Annotated in this window: 17 protein-coding genes; 10 read left to right on the top strand and 7 right to left on the bottom strand. The window is 57.4% G+C overall.

What is annotated here, in order from left to right:
- The first annotated feature begins 49 nt into the window (after positions 1-49).
- The 3 genes from EO133_RS09855 (at position 50) to EO133_RS09865 (ending at position 1,633) form a co-directional block, all read left to right on the top strand.
- Positions 50-640 (top strand): cob(I)yrinic acid a,c-diamide adenosyltransferase, encoded by a 591-nt coding sequence (locus tag EO133_RS09855; RefSeq protein WP_127072483.1) that lies wholly within the window; start codon positions 50-52, stop codon positions 638-640.
- A gap of 27 nt (positions 641-667) precedes the next feature.
- Positions 668-1,351, top strand: a complete 684-nt coding sequence (locus EO133_RS09860) for a rhomboid family intramembrane serine protease (protein WP_127072484.1) — start codon at positions 668-670, stop codon at positions 1,349-1,351.
- Positions 1,352-1,444: 93 nt separating this feature from the next.
- Positions 1,445-1,633 carry a putative motility protein gene (locus tag EO133_RS09865; RefSeq protein WP_127072485.1) on the top strand — a complete coding sequence of 63 codons (189 nt, stop codon included), beginning with the start codon at positions 1,445-1,447 and terminating at the stop codon, positions 1,631-1,633.
- A gap of 42 nt (positions 1,634-1,675) precedes the next feature.
- Here EO133_RS09865 and EO133_RS09870 read toward each other — a convergent pair whose 3' ends face one another.
- Complete coding sequence (locus EO133_RS09870; RefSeq protein ID WP_244640541.1) at positions 1,676-2,323, bottom strand: TlpA disulfide reductase family protein; 648 nt, start codon at positions 2,321-2,323, stop codon at positions 1,676-1,678.
- 48 nt (positions 2,324-2,371) lie between these two features.
- On the opposite strand from EO133_RS09870, the gene argH reads away from it, so the two are divergent.
- Both argH and lysA read left to right on the top strand, forming a co-directional pair.
- Positions 2,372-3,760, top strand: coding sequence for an argininosuccinate lyase (gene argH, locus EO133_RS09875; RefSeq protein WP_127072487.1), 1,389 nt, complete (start codon positions 2,372-2,374; stop codon positions 3,758-3,760).
- A gap of 9 nt (positions 3,761-3,769) precedes the next feature.
- Positions 3,770-5,038 (top strand): diaminopimelate decarboxylase, encoded by a 1,269-nt coding sequence (gene lysA, locus EO133_RS09880; RefSeq protein ID WP_127072488.1) that lies wholly within the window; start codon positions 3,770-3,772, stop codon positions 5,036-5,038.
- A gap of 4 nt (positions 5,039-5,042) precedes the next feature.
- On the opposite strand, the gene EO133_RS09885 is transcribed toward lysA, so the two are convergent.
- On the bottom strand, positions 5,043-5,447 hold the full coding sequence (locus EO133_RS09885; RefSeq protein WP_127072489.1) for a response regulator: 405 nt from the start codon (positions 5,445-5,447) through the stop codon (positions 5,043-5,045).
- A gap of 145 nt (positions 5,448-5,592) precedes the next feature.
- A complete protein-coding gene (locus EO133_RS09890) occupies positions 5,593-6,393 on the bottom strand; it encodes an MJ0042-type zinc finger domain-containing protein (RefSeq protein ID WP_127072490.1) in 801 nt (266 codons plus the stop codon).
- Positions 6,394-6,542: 149 nt separating this feature from the next.
- Between EO133_RS09890 and ftsE the strand changes: the two genes are divergently transcribed.
- The 4 genes from ftsE (at position 6,543) to EO133_RS09910 (ending at position 9,464) form a co-directional block, all read left to right on the top strand.
- Positions 6,543-7,202, top strand: a complete 660-nt coding sequence (gene ftsE, locus EO133_RS09895; RefSeq protein ID WP_127072491.1) for a cell division ATP-binding protein FtsE — start codon at positions 6,543-6,545, stop codon at positions 7,200-7,202.
- On the top strand, positions 7,195-8,115 hold the full coding sequence (locus EO133_RS09900) for a cell division protein FtsX (RefSeq protein ID WP_127072492.1): 921 nt from the start codon (positions 7,195-7,197) through the stop codon (positions 8,113-8,115). The genes ftsE and EO133_RS09900 overlap by 8 nt, the downstream gene beginning before the upstream one ends.
- A 39-nt stretch (positions 8,116-8,154) precedes the next feature.
- Positions 8,155-8,964, top strand: coding sequence for a lysophospholipid acyltransferase family protein (locus EO133_RS09905; protein WP_127072493.1), 810 nt, complete (start codon positions 8,155-8,157; stop codon positions 8,962-8,964).
- Between the two features lie 161 nt (positions 8,965-9,125).
- The gene (locus tag EO133_RS09910; protein WP_127072494.1) at positions 9,126-9,464 is read left to right on the top strand and encodes a hypothetical protein; all 339 of its coding nucleotides are present in this window, start codon (positions 9,126-9,128) and stop codon (positions 9,462-9,464) included.
- Between the two features lie 61 nt (positions 9,465-9,525).
- On the opposite strand, the gene EO133_RS09915 is transcribed toward EO133_RS09910, so the two are convergent.
- Positions 9,526-10,074 carry a gamma-glutamylcyclotransferase gene (locus EO133_RS09915; protein WP_127072495.1) on the bottom strand — a complete coding sequence of 183 codons (549 nt, stop codon included), beginning with the start codon at positions 10,072-10,074 and terminating at the stop codon, positions 9,526-9,528.
- Positions 10,075-10,219: 145 nt separating this feature from the next.
- On the opposite strand from EO133_RS09915, the gene EO133_RS09920 reads away from it, so the two are divergent.
- On the top strand, positions 10,220-11,185 hold the full coding sequence (locus EO133_RS09920; RefSeq protein ID WP_127072496.1) for a DUF2125 domain-containing protein: 966 nt from the start codon (positions 10,220-10,222) through the stop codon (positions 11,183-11,185).
- On the opposite strand, the gene EO133_RS09925 is transcribed toward EO133_RS09920, so the two are convergent.
- From EO133_RS09925 to EO133_RS09935, 3 genes are all read right to left on the bottom strand, one after another.
- Positions 11,169-12,095 carry a prephenate/arogenate dehydrogenase family protein gene (locus EO133_RS09925; RefSeq protein WP_164734965.1) on the bottom strand — a complete coding sequence of 309 codons (927 nt, stop codon included), beginning with the start codon at positions 12,093-12,095 and terminating at the stop codon, positions 11,169-11,171. The genes EO133_RS09920 and EO133_RS09925 overlap by 17 nt on opposite strands.
- Positions 12,092-13,186, bottom strand: coding sequence for a histidinol-phosphate transaminase (gene hisC / locus EO133_RS09930; RefSeq protein WP_127072498.1), 1,095 nt, complete (start codon positions 13,184-13,186; stop codon positions 12,092-12,094). Before hisC ends, EO133_RS09925 begins: the two co-directional genes overlap by 4 nt.
- Positions 13,187-13,374: 188 nt before the next feature.
- Positions 13,375-14,109 (bottom strand): class I SAM-dependent methyltransferase, encoded by a 735-nt coding sequence (locus EO133_RS09935; RefSeq protein ID WP_127072499.1) that lies wholly within the window; start codon positions 14,107-14,109, stop codon positions 13,375-13,377.
- Between the last annotated feature and the right edge of the window lie 93 nt (positions 14,110-14,202).

Raw genomic sequence — 14,202 nt, forward strand, 5'->3', positions numbered from 1 at the left:
TCCGGCACGCCTGAAGCGAAACCAAAAAAACAATCGGGGCACACTGGAATTGGTCAAGCTCAACAAGATTTATACCCGCACCGGCGATGACGGTACCACCGGCCTTGTCGATGGTCCGCGCCGGCAGAAAGATGATTTGCGCGTTGCGGCCTATGGCACGGTCGATGAAACCAATGCCACTATCGGGCTGGCGCGCCTGCATACGCGGGATATGGCGCGGGTGGACAACGCCCTGAGCCGCATCCAGAACGACCTTTTCGATCTTGGGTCCGACCTTGCCACACCCGGACCCGATGAGAATCGCAAATACAAGGCTTTGCGCATAACAGCCAAGCAGGTCGACTGGCTCGAAAAGCAGATCGATCTGCATAATGAGGCACTGGAACCGCTGACCTCATTTGTGTTGCCTGGTGGCAGCGCTCTTTCTGCCGCGCTTCATCTGGCGCGGACGGTGGCAAGACGCGCCGAGCGCGATGTCGTAGGGCTTGTGCGCGAAGAGGGCGACGTCAACCCGGAAGCCGTCCGTTATCTCAACAGGCTCTCGGACCTGCTTTTTGTGCTTTCGCGCGTTGCCAATGGCAATGGAACGAAAGACGTTCTATGGGAGCCTGGGCGCAACACAGGTGAAACCAAGAAATAAGCGCAATCGGCCATAAGGGGCGTCCAGATGTTTCTCCCGCTTTATGACAGGAACAAGATCGCCCATATCGAATTTCCGTTCATCAATTACGCGATACTGGGCTTTACCTGTCTGATATTTCTGGTCCAGTTCGCCAGTGGCGAGGCTGGGCTATTCGAGGCGCATATCGTTTATGGCATGATACCGGCCGTTGTTACCGGTGCCGCCGTCGGTCCGGCGCCCTGGCTGCCCGATCAGGCAACGCTCGTCACCTACATGTTCCTGCATGCGGACTGGCTGCACCTTTTGTCCAATATGCTGTTTTTATGGGTCTTTGGGGACAATATTGAAGATGCCTTGGGGCATTTCAAATACCTGGTCTTTTATATCGCCTGCGGCATTATTGCCGCGCTTGCCCATCTTGCCTTCAATACCGGGAGCTACGGGCCGCTGGTTGGCGCCTCGGGTGCTGTCGCCGGGGTGATCGGCGCTTACATCCTGCTCTATCCCCATGTGCGCGTGTTCGTGCTCTCGCGCATCATCATCATGCTGCCGCTCGCGGTTCCCGCCTGGGCGGTTCTGGGGTTCTGGATTGCAACGCAGCTTTTTTATGTCGTCATCGGCGTCGACGACGGCGTTGCCTGGTGGGCCCATATCGGTGGTTTTGTCGCCGGAGCGGCTCTGGTCGTTGTGATGCGGCGGCGCGGGGTGCCGCTTTTTGGTGGGCGGTAGCGGTTCGGACTGCCAATTGGCGCGGCGGAAAGGTTTTGTTTAGCCCCGGCGCCTAGGTTGGCCACTGACCAAAACGGCACGAAAGGACATATCATGAGTGACGTGGCAGCAACCTCTGTCGCAATGCAGCAGGCCATGACACAGCATTCAGCACAGTTGCTGATGGTCAAGCAAAATCACGACATGGAGCAAAACATCATCGACATGCTCAGTCAGGCGGTCGAAAGCTCCAAGCCTCCTGCGCCTGCAGGCATGGGCAAAATGATCGATAAAAGCGCCTGACCAAAAGGCGATGCCGGGCCGAACAGATCGGCCCGGTCAAACTCAGATGTCGAGCAGGGCCTCGATAACCCGGTTGCCATCGTCGCTGTCCCAGTGTGCCGGTCCCTGCAGGACCGCAATTTCGCAGGCCTTCTCATCGAGCAGCAATGTCGCAGGCAGGCCAAAGGTCACAGCTTGATTGCGCAGCCGTTCAAACACCTTGTAGGACGGATCGGCATATAGTGCGAGATTGGTTGCGCCGATCTCTTCAAGAAACAGTCCAGCGGCGACAGGGCCGTCTGAACCCATATCCAGGCTGATCGCGACAACGGCGAAGTCATCGCCGCCGTAGCGCAGCTCGATAGCGTCAAGATCGGGCATTTCCTCCCGGCAGGGCGCGCACCAGGTCGCCCAGAAATTGACGAGCAGTTTCTTGCCCTCGAAATCGGCTAGCGTCATTGCATTGCCTTCGCCATCGATAAAGGCAAGGTCGGCAAAGCCACGGCCGGAATCGGATGGCAGCAGGGCCGCCAGTTCCCCGCCCGCTGCGGCATCGATCTTTTGCACCGCATCGGTGCGTACCTCGCAGGTCGCGGCCATACCGGGCATGGCATTGCTAACAAAGACCGCCGCAGCTATACCTACCGCCGCAACGAACAGGCCTGTTCCGATAACGATCTGGCGGTTTGGCTTGTTCTGTTTGTCAGTCATATTCATCCGTTCAGCAATAACCTGAAAAATAACGGTTCAGAGGCGCCAATGAGCAATCGTATGTGGGGAGGACGTTTCGCGTCCGGTCCCGATGCCATAATGGAAGAAATCAATGCATCCATCGGCTTTGACAAACGATTGTACAAGCAGGACATCGCCGGCTCGATAGCTCATGCCACCATGCTTGGTGAAGTTGGCATTCTGACGCGCGACGATAAAGACGCAATCATTGCCGGTCTAGAGGCTGTGCGCGCAGAAATCGATGATAACAAATTCACCTTTTCGCGAGCGCTCGAAGACATCCACATGAATGTCGAAAGCCGTTTGCGCGAATTGATCGGCGAGGCGGCTGGCCGGCTGCACACGGCGCGCTCGCGCAACGATCAGGTGGCGACCGATTTCAAGCTCTATGTGCGCGATTGCATCGATATGCTGGTTGCACAGATCGAGACATTGCAGCGAGTGTTGGTCAGCCGCGCCGACAGTGAAGCGGGCACGGTTATGCCGGGCTTTACGCATTTGCAAAGCGCCCAGCCGGTGACTTTCGGGCATCATATGCTCGCCTATGTGGAAATGTTTGAGCGCGACAAGACCCGTTTCCTCGACGCGCGCAAGCGGCTCAATCAAAGCCCGCTCGGTTCTGCTGCTCTGGCTGGAACCTCCTTTCCGATCGATCGCGAGATGACAGCCAAGGCCCTGGGGTTTGACGCGCCGACCGCCAATTCGCTCGATGCGGTTTCCGATCGCGATTTTATTCTCGAAACGCTTTCGGCGGCTTCGATCTCTGCCATGCACCTTTCGCGCTTTGCCGAAGAGCTTGTGATCTGGTCCTCGGCCCAGTTCTCCTTTGTAAGACTTTCCGACAAGTTCTCGACCGGCTCGTCCATCATGCCGCAAAAGCGCAACCCGGACGCAGCGGAACTGATCCGCGCCAAGATCGGGCGCATTTTCGGAGCATTTTCATCGCTGCTTATGGTGATGAAGGGACTGCCGCTGGCCTATTCCAAGGACATGCAGGAAGACAAGGAAATTGCCTTCGACGCGCTGGACAATTTTTCGCTCTGCCTTGCTGCGATGACGGGTATGGTTTCCGACCTTGCGGTCAATCGCGAAAGAATGGCGGCTGCTGCAGGTGCGGGCTTTGCAACCGCAACCGATCTGGCCGACTGGCTGGTTCGCGCTGCCAACGTGCCGTTTCGCGACGCCCACCATATCACCGGGCGGGCCGTTGCACTGGCGGAGGAGAAGGGTTGCGGGCTCGAAGGGCTGACCATTGAGGATTTCAAGGCCATCGATGAACGCATCACCAGCGAAGTTCACAAGGTGCTTGGGGTCGAAAACTCGGTCAAGTCGCGCAAGAGTTTTGGTGGCACTGCGCCAGACAATGTAAAGGCTCAGGTTGCGCTTTGGCACGGGCGGTTGGGCAAGGAAGGCTGAACGACAGCTATGGTTCATTATTTTTCCCATCGTAACGGCGCACTCTTTGCCGACGATGTCGATATCGCTGCAATTGCTGAGGAAATCGGTACGCCGTTTTACTGCTATTCAGCCGCCACGCTCCGGCGCCATGTGCAGGTCACGACCAAGGCTTTCGCCGGGCTCGATACCCTTGTTGCCTATGCCATGAAGGCCAATTCCAATCAGGCCGTGCTCAAGCTTATGGCCAATGCCGGGATCGGCGTGGACGTTGTTTCGCTCGGTGAACTCGAGCGCGCGTTGCAGGCCGGTATTGCGCCAGACAAGATCATATTTTCGGGTGTGGGCAAGACCCGCCATGAAATGGAGCGGGCGCTTGAGGCAGGCATTGCGTGCTTTAATCTGGAATCGGAACCCGAGCTTGAACGTCTCAATCAGGTTGCAGGCGAAATGGGCAGGGTGGCACCGGTTTCGGTGCGGATCAATCCCGATATTGACGCAAAGACCCATGCCAAGATTTCCACTGGCAAGTCGGAAAATAAATTCGGCATCGCGTTCGAGCGAGCCGAACTGGTTTATGCCCGCATTGCCCAATGCGCCAATCTCAAAGCAATTGGGGTCGACATGCATATCGGCAGTCAGATCACCGATCTCGAGCCGTTCGACAATGCCTTCGCGCTGCTTGCCGAGCTTGTCGGAACGCTGCGTGCAGCGGGCCACCAGATCGAGCATGTCGATATTGGCGGCGGCCTTGGCATCCCCTATCAGCGGGACAACGCCCCGCCGCCCGATCCGGCGGAATATGCAAAGGTGGTCCGCCGCCATGTCGATCCGCTCGGGTGCAAGCTCATCATCGAGCCGGGTCGTCTCATCGCGGGCAATGCCGGTATTCTCGTCACCCGCGTTGAGTATGTGAAGCAGGCACCGTCAAAGAGCTTTGTCATCGTCGATGCGGCCATGAACGATCTCATGCGTCCAACGCTTTATGAAGCGCATCACGACATCGTGCCAGTCATCGAGGCTGAACCGGACGCCAAGGTGATCCGTGCCGATATTGTCGGGCCGGTTTGCGAAACCGGGGACTACATCGCGCTCAATCGGGAAATTCCCAATGTCGCTGAGGGCGATCTGCTGGCGGTGATGACGGCAGGGGCTTATGGTGCAGTGATGAGCGGGACCTATAACACCCGGCCTCTTATTGCCGAAGTGCTTGTCGATGGCGAACGCTGGCACGTCATACGCCCACGCCAGAAACTACAGGATCTTATCGACCTCGATAGCGTGCCCGATTGGCTATAGGGGGTTAAAATGCCTGGCGGGCGAGCGGTATGATATTTGCCGGCTTTCCCGCGAGCGCGTCGGCGACTTTCTCTGTAAGCTGGGCGAGTGAAAAGGGCTTGTTGATGACGTCGTAGATCAAGGCGTCCAGACCATGAGCCCGCTCGCGCTGATCTGCAAAGCCGGTCATCAGGACAATTGTGACGTCTGGATATTGCGCGCCAACGGTCAAGGCGAGAGCGATGCCATCCATTACCGGCATCTTGATATCGGACAGGAGCAGATCGAAATTGCCCCCTTTAGCCGCCATTTCCTCGGCAGCCAGCCCGCCATCGGATGCAGCGGTTACGTCATAGCCGGACATTTCAAGCGCACGAACCACGAAGGCGCGTACATTGTCATCATCTTCGGCAACCAGTATCCGCGCCATTTCGCAAACGCCCTCTTTATCCCTTGCAGGCAATTGTATTCATGGGCCTATGCCCAAGCCTGACTAGTTATATTTGCAACCTCAAAGCCGATTTAAAGGCCCTGAAAAACTCATCGGCAAAACCGGCGAGCGATTTTCTTCGATCTTACTGTGCCGGCGCCGGTGCAGTATGGCCCTCGATAAAGGTCAGTCGCACGTTTTGGGCGTCCGGCGGAGGTGCTGACAAATCCGTTTCGATCTCCAAGCCGTCTCCGGGCATGATATTGCGTCGGGATGGATTTACACTCCATTGATAAATCACATTATCCTGCCCATCGATCATCGAAATCAATACGGGCGGAACCGAGACTACGCGATTCGTTGAGTTTACTATTGTTGCGGTGACAACGATTGTATCGGTTCCATTGCGCGTGGTTCGCAAAGTCTTAACATCGATAAAATCCAGCCCGATGACATTTGTTCCCAAACCGATCAACCGATAGACTGCATCGGTGGAGGGAGCCATGCGCACGATCTCGGTGCGGAAGGTCACGAGCGCAGCCAATGATCCCGCTACAAGCAGCAGGAGCGCCCAACGGGCAAGCCGCTGCATGCGCGCATAGGGCAGGCTTCGGGTCATGTCGAGCTTGCGCTTTGCAAGTGCCTGCATGCGCTCGGCTGACTGCTGGATTTCGGTTTCTGAAGGTTGTCTGGTGCCGTGGCTTTCCATCGCCGCATCGGCAAGGGCTTCTTGTTCGGTCGTAAAATCCTGATCTTTATCTGCCCGGAATGCGATCTCGTCGTCGTCGGGATCGGGATCGTCGAAAACCTGATGGGAACCCAATGCGTCAGGCGTAGCCAGCCATGCCGTCTTGCACGAGGCGCACATGACCTGACGGCCAACGGCGCCAATCGAATCATTTGCGACCTTGTAGCGGGTCTGACAATTTGGGCAGGTGATAATCACGACGAAAAGCTGACTTTCGCTTGGTGTCCTTCTAGAATGCGACCCTAAGCGCGATTGGGTTAAAACTCTTGAAACAATGCCCCAATCCGGCCATGCCAGTGCGATGACTGGTAAAGTCGTGCCTGAAAAGTGATTCGCGGGGTGAAGGTTTGATCGCGTTCGAAAATGTCGGTCTGCGCTATGGACATGGGCCGGAGATTCTAAAGGATCTCACATTCAGGATCGCGCCGGGATCGTTTCATTTTCTGACCGGGCCATCGGGCTCGGGCAAGACATCGCTCCTGCGCCTGTTGCTGCTTTCGCTAAAGCCCAGCCGTGGCACGATTTCCATGTTCGGCGAGGACGTTACCAATCTTGAGCGTGACCGGCTTTTGCAGATGCGCCGGCATATCGGCATCGTCTTTCAGGAGTTCCGGTTGCTCGACCATCTGACAACTTTTGAAAATGTCGCCTTGCCGCACAGGGTGCGCGGACAATCGGAGGCCAGCTATCGTGCCAATGTGCAGGAGCTGCTCGATTGGGTGGGGCTTGGAGACAAGATGGATGCTCTGCCTGCCGTACTCTCGGGGGGGGAGAAGCAGCGCGCGGCCATTGCGCGTGCGGTCATTTCCAAACCGGACATTCTGCTGGCCGATGAGCCGACCGGTAACGTGGATCCCGAATTGTCCGAACGGCTCTTGCATCTTTTCGACGAACTCAACCGGATGGGGACCACCATTATTCTCGCGACCCATGAATTGAATCTTTTGCGCAAGTTCGATTATCCGCGCATGCTGCTCGAACATGGGGAGCTGACATTCCATGACTGAACCGCGCAAGATCGGGTGGTCACGCCCCACGCCCATCGTGCCATCCCAATCGGTTGCGGGACGCACTTTGATGCTTTTGATCGGCATCATGACGTTCTTGTCTTGCGTTACCTTCGGCGGTGTGTTGCTGGTTCAGAAGTCGGCAGTTGGCTGGTCGGCTGATGTGGGGCGCGAAGTCACCATCCAGATACGCCCGCTCGATGGCGAAGTGTTGGAAAGCAATTTGCGTCTGGCGGTATCGATTGCCGAGGGTGTGCCCGGTGTTTCGAGTGCCCACGCCCTGACGCTGGAAGAAAGCGAGCGCTTGCTTGAACCATGGCTTGGGGCCGGGCTCGACCTGTCCGACTTGGCAATCCCCCGGCTTGTAGTCGTGCGGCTGGCTGATCCCAATGCAGCCGATATCGCCCGGCTGGAAAGGGAAATATCGGCCATCAGCGGGGCGAGCCTTGAAACCCATGCCGCATGGCGCGTGCAGCTCAATACAATGGCCGGAACGATCGTTGTTTCCGGCATTCTGGTTCTGGCACTGATATTGGTAGCGACAGCGCTTGCCATTGTGTTTGCGACCCGCGGCACCATGTCGACAAACCGCGAGATTGTCGACGTCCTGCATTTTATCGGCGCGTCTAACCGGTTCATTGCAGGCGAATTTCAGGGGCGGTTTCTCATGATCGGATTGCGCGGCGGGATTGTGGGTGGTGTCGCCGCGATTCTGTTCTTTATCTTCATAAGCGCTGCCATGAGCACCGTGATGCCCGAGCAATCATCGGCACAATTGGGGGTTCTATTCGGTCAGTTCTCGCTTGGCGTCGCTGGATTGCTGGGGATCGTGGGCGTTGTGCTGGTCATTGCCGGGCTTACCGCGATCACGTCCCGCTTGACCGTAAGGCGCTTTCTCTCTCAGATTTCATAACCACCAGGCATTATAAAGGTCTGCGGGAGGACCGATGTCATGATCGTTCAGGCCATTCGCTCGACGCTTTTCTATTTGCTGTTTTTCATCCACACGATCCCACTTGCGATCATTGTGGGGCTTTTGGCCAAACTTGCCCCTGGCCAAAGAAAACTCGGTTGGGCGCTCGTGGTTTACTGGAATAACGCAAATCTGTTTTTTCTGCGCTGGATCGTGGGAATTCGTACCGAGGTTGAAGGAGCGGAGCATATACCGCCGGGTGGGTGTATAATTGCAGCAAAGCACCAGTCCGACTGGGATATTTTTGCAATTTTGCCCTATTCGGGCAAACCGTCTTTTATTGCCAAGCGTGAATTGCTCGACATTCCGCTTTTCGGCTGGGCGGCGCGCTGGTTCGATACCATTTCGGTTGATCGCAAAAAGGGCAGGGAAGCGTTGCCCGCGATGATGGTGGAAGCCAGGAATGCGCTTGAGAACGGATGCCGGGTCATCATTTATCCCGAAGGCACACGCCGCGCACCATTGGAGGCACCGGCCTATCGCGGGGGCATCGTCAAGATGTATCAGGAACTCAATGTGCCGGTCGTGCCGGTTGCCCTGACCTCGGGACTTTATTGGGGGCGCAACAGTCCTATTCTCTGGCCCGGTACAGCAAGGGCAAAATTTCTGCCTCCAATTCCATCCGGCCTTTCGGCACGAGAATTTGAAAGCAGGCTCATCGATACAATCGAAAATGAGACCAATCGCATGGTGCTTGAAGACGCCCGCAAGGGGCTTGCGCGGCCGATCTCGCCACGTCTGCGCGCTCGGATTGCCGAGCTTGAGGCGGAAATCGGCGCTACGCTTTAAGGACAGTTGCGATCAATAGGTCGTATGCTGGAAAAATAAAAACACAATATATTGACAACTTCCCCGCCTATGCCCAAATTCGGGTGATAATGCCGCTTGACGCCAGATGGTGGCATGTTCTATATATGTTCTCTTAGTAATCATGCCATTTGGGAGTGGTCATGAGCGGTCGGAACGACATCGCATCTTTTGGCTTGGCGGCGGGCATCATGTGGATCGGCCGCTCGGGTCGCCGCTATGTGCTCCAGCGCGTTCTGGAGGAAGGGCATGTTCTGGTCGAGGGCGCGCTCTATGCTCTTGTCAATGGCAATGCTATTGCCTGGGCGGGCACGGCACAAAACCTGATTGAAGATCAGGCAAGCCGCGCGCGGTTTCGCCGCGCGGCAGGAGAGGGGGCGGTTCTGTTTTCGCTGCCTGCTCCCGACGAAGAACTCGCCTGCATGACCCTTGTTTGGGACCTTGAAGGCACGCGCCGCAATCCGGGCCGGAACGCTGCCTGAAAAGCATGACCGGTTCGGCCGAAGACCCGCTGGCAGAGACGATTTCAAAAAAAGCGGCGGTTTAGCTTTCCAGAGCCGGCTTTTTCGCCTGCAATCTACTGCTCAGTTCTACAATCGGGCGATCAATGATCCCGATCTGTGCAAGATGGGCGGCGGTATTGATCACATAGTCCCGATTATCGCCCGATTCTCCGCGCGCGCCGGCGACCAGTTCAAGCTGCTGATCGAGGCTGAGCCGTCCCGCATATTGGGAGTGGCTCTGATCTGCCAAAAAGACCAACGCTTGCACTGTTGCGCCTGATGCCAGCCGCACGTTACGCAATGCTTCCTTATAGACGCCGGTGACCTGTTCGCGCTCACGCAGATATTCGCGCACGTCCCGCCAGTGGTCGGGCCTCACCTTGAACGCCATGCCAAGGCAGGAGCCGCCGCGTTCCAACCCGAAGACCAGGCCGGGCCGTTCCGGTGTGCCCCGATGGCGATGCGATAGAATACACAGCCGCCTATGGGCGCCACGCAGCAGGGCGCGTTCGGCCATCTCAAAGGCGAAGCCGGGACGCCAGATCAGCGAGCCATAGCCGAAAACCCAAGGGGGGGCAGTTTCATTCATGGGCAGAGAGAAGAAAATCAGATGTCATCACACCACATTTAGACCCTTTGCTGCGGTTACGAAAGTGGCTCGATGGGGGCATAAGCGGGGTATGTGGCGGTAAATCGCGTTTGCGTTGATTGCAGGTTCGGCTAAGAGAGTGTTCATGAAGCGCTTTATTATAATGATTTGTGTCGTCGTTGCGGTGGCTGGCTTGTGGACCGCGGGCTGGTTCTATATCGCCCAACGGGTCGGTGCAGAAGTTGCCATGCTGGCCGAGGCCGATGGGGAGAGCGTGCCGCGCGTGACGTGTGAAGACTTGCAGGTCGATGGCTTTCCCTTTCATTTTGCCCCGCGTTGCACGAATGCAGAAATAGTTATGGGCGATTACGACATCACGCTCGGTCAGTTGCAAGGCACCGTGCTCTTTTACCGTCCGACGCATATTCAGTTTTTTGCTGCAGGGCCGCTCGAAATCGCCGATGCCTTTACAGGCAGCCGGCAGCAGGTCACCTGGTCGGACATGCGGGGCAGTGTGCGGCTTGACGGCGATCGGATCGGACGAATTTCTGTTCTGGCCAACAACATCGTTTATGCTGATGCGCTTTTTGGCGATGCAGTGTTCGGTGAGGCCGAGCACGCCGAAATCCACCTTGTCGATGCCACTGGATCAGAGGGCCATGACGGGCTTGGCGCAGCGTTGGATTATTTCGCGCGGATCGACGGGCTTGAAAGCGGGCCTGCGGAAATCGAAAATGGGACGATTACCCTTGATGGCCGCCTGACGGGATTGCCGCCCATGGATGTATGGGGGCACCCCGATGCGTTGAGGATTTGGCAGGCCAATGACGGGGTGCTCAGTGTGCGGGCTATCGATGCGGTTGCCCAGGATGCGAGTCTGAGTGCATCAGGTGACCTGCATCTTGATGAACTGGGGCGGCTTAACGGAGTAATCGAGCTTACAGCCTCGGGTATCCGTGAGCGGCTTGGGGACATGGAAGAAAGCCAACTCGTCGACGTGTTCCTGGGATCGCCGGATGCACAGGGTATGCATCGACAGAGTGTTACAGCGCGCAACGGCACGCTGGTGGTCGGCATCATTCCGGTTTTCGCGCTTACGCCTCTGTTTTAGTGTCCGCGCCATGCGGGCGTCCGAAGTCGGGCGCTGCCGTTTCCTGGCCGGCCTCGATAATCGAGCGGCGGATTGCGCGCGTGCGCGTGAAAAGGCTTTCAAGGGCTGGGCCGTCGCCAACCCGAACCGCACGTTGCAAAGTGCTGAGGTCTTCCAAAAAACGCCCCAGCATTTCGAGCACCGCGCTGCGATTCGTCAGAAACACGTCCCGCCACATCACCGGATCGGACGCGGCAATACGGGTGAAATCCCGGAAACCGCCGGCCGAGAACTTGATGACTTCCGATTTGGTCACAGATTCAAGGTCATCGGCAGTGCCCACGATGTTGTAGGCAATCAAGTGAGGGACGTGCGAGGTGATGGCAACCACGAGGTCGTGGTGATCGGCGTCCATGAGTTCCACATCCGAACCCAAGGCGCGCCAGAAGGCTTTCATAGTCTCGACCGCTTCGAGCGGTTGATCGGGCTCTGGGGTAAGAATGCACCAGCGATTGTCAAAAAGTTCAGCAAAGCCTGCCGATGGGCCGGAATGCTCGGTGCCAGCCATTGGATGGCCGGGGATGAAATGTACCCCCTTTGGCACCAGAGGTCCGACAACCTTGTGAACATGCGCCTTGACCGAACCGACATCGGACAGAATTGCGCCGGGTTTGAGCGCTCCTGCGATTTCTTTGGCAATCGATCCATAAGAGCCGACAGGCGTGCATAGAATAACTATATCGGCGTCGCGAACAGCTTCCGCGGCATCGAGTGTATATTGGTCGCCCAATCCAAGCGCTTGGGCCTCCGCCAGCGTTTCGGGCCTGCGGGTTGCAATGGCAATGGTTTTTGCCAGCCCTCTTTCCCGCGCGCGCAAGGCGATGGACGAGCCGATAAGGCCTATGCCGATCAGGGCAAGTTTTTCGATCATTTGTCTTCCATAAATGCGTTCAGGCATTCGGCCACTGCTTCCATGGCGTCCTGCGTACCGATGGAAATGCGCAATCCGTTGTCGATGCCATAACCTCCCATTTCCCGGACGACCAGCCCCTGAGCCAGCAGTGCCGCGTTGGCGTCAGAAGCGGTTTGGCCGGGCGTATCGGGAAACAGCACAAGAATGAAATTGCCCTGGCTGGGCAAGACGCGCAGACGGTTGGAAGCCAGCTTGTCTGTCAGCCAGTCGCGCCATCTGGCATTATGGTCACGCAACGCTTTGGTGAAAACCGTGTCGCGCGCCGCGGCTGTGGCGGCAACCTGTCCAGGCACCGAAACATTGAACGGGCCTCTGATGCGATTAACGGCGTCGACGACATGTTCGGGACCATAGAGCCAGCCCACGCGCGCAGCGGCCAGCCCCATTTTGGAAAAGGTTCTGACCATCACGACATTTTCGGCCCGCTCGACCAGCGAGATGCCAACTCCGTAATCTTCGGCGGTGACATATTCGGCATAGGCGGAATCGATCACCAGTACTACATGTGACGGTAGCCCTGCATGCAGGCGGTCGAGCGCGCCGGCATCGAGATATGTCCCGGTCGGATTGTTGGGATTGGCAAGAAAAACAATCTTGGTTCTGTCGGTCACTGCTGCCAGCAGTGCATCGACATCGGCGCGATAGTCGGTTTCCGCCGCAATGATGGGTGTGCCGCCTGCCGCCCTGGTTACGATCGGATAGACCATGAAGCCGTATTGGCTCATGACCGCCTCGTCACCGTCCCCGATATAGGTCTGAGCCAGAAGATGCAGCACTTCATCCGAACCCGCGCCCACGATAATCCGTTCCGCGTCGATCGAATGAACTTCTCCGAGCGTTTCGCGCAATTGGCGCGATGAACCTTCGGGATAAATGTCGAGCTTTTCGGCTGCGGCCTTGACCGCTTCAATCGCCTTTGGGCTGGCGCCAAGCGGGGATTCGTTGGCAGAAAGCTTTATGACCCGGCTCGCGCCATGCGCTGTCGAGCGGCCCGGTACATATGGCGCGATCTCCAGAATGCCTTTTTGCGGCTGTGGTCGGTTTTCCATCTTCGTTTAGCCTTTTGGTCCCTGAACCGGAATGGACAGGGCGGTGATTTGCTCTCACCTCTCTGGCGTTTGGCCGGAAAAGCGGGAGCGGGCTGGCCGTTCGGCTTTGGCTTAAAGCAAAGTCCTGAAACGCCGCGCGGACCATAGTGAATGGTTGGGCGCAAGGCAATCGCGGGCAGTGCCCGATTTCAAAGATGTTCTCTTGCAGTCTGGGGGGCGAAATCGTGTTGAGCGTTATGGACCTCCGCGCGCCTGCGCCGGGCAATGGCCGGGAAAGCTTCCTTCTTGGCTCTGACACACATAAGTCCGGCAAAAGTGCCCCCGAACAATTTACCGGCGCGCTCGAACAGTTTGGCGGAACGGATGACCGGCGCACGATTGATCGGCGGCAGATAAACGCAATCGCGCCAGGCTTCGGGGGTGAAGGAATGCTCGCGCAGGAGCTTGTCCATCTGGCCGCGAGAATAGGGCCGACCATAGCCGAACGGATTGTTGTCCCATTGCGCCCAAAGACCGCGCCGGCGGGGCACGACGATAATCAGATGCGCATTGGGTGCGCAGATACGCCAGAGCTCGCGCATGAGTTCTTCGGCATCGGGCACCTGCTCGAAACCGTGCACAATAAGACACAGATCGATTGCGGCGTCGGTCAGGGGCATTTCCAAAGGGTCGCATAGCACCGTGCGGGAGGGCCCCTCCCGCGGCCATGCCGATGCGCCCTGCCGGGCGGGCATGAAGGCAAGTACCCGTTCGGCGCCTCTAAGTGCGCCGCGCAGGTATGGTGTGGCAAAGCCCAGACCAAGAATGCGCTTGCCGGTCACATCGCCCGCCAGGGCACTGACCTGTTCGCGCACGAGTTGCCGGGTCAACCGCCCGAGCGGAGACTTATAGAACCGGATTAGCCCATCTACGTCAGGGGTCATTGTCACCTGATCTCGCTGCCTGCCTCAAGATATGTGGCGCGTTTGCCTGCCAAGGTCAAATCCTTGCTTATCTTGCCTGTGTCACAATGGGTT

The sequence above is a fragment of the Pelagibacterium lentulum genome, from assembly GCF_003992625.1.
Classification (GTDB): domain Bacteria; phylum Pseudomonadota; class Alphaproteobacteria; order Rhizobiales; family Devosiaceae; genus Pelagibacterium; species Pelagibacterium lentulum.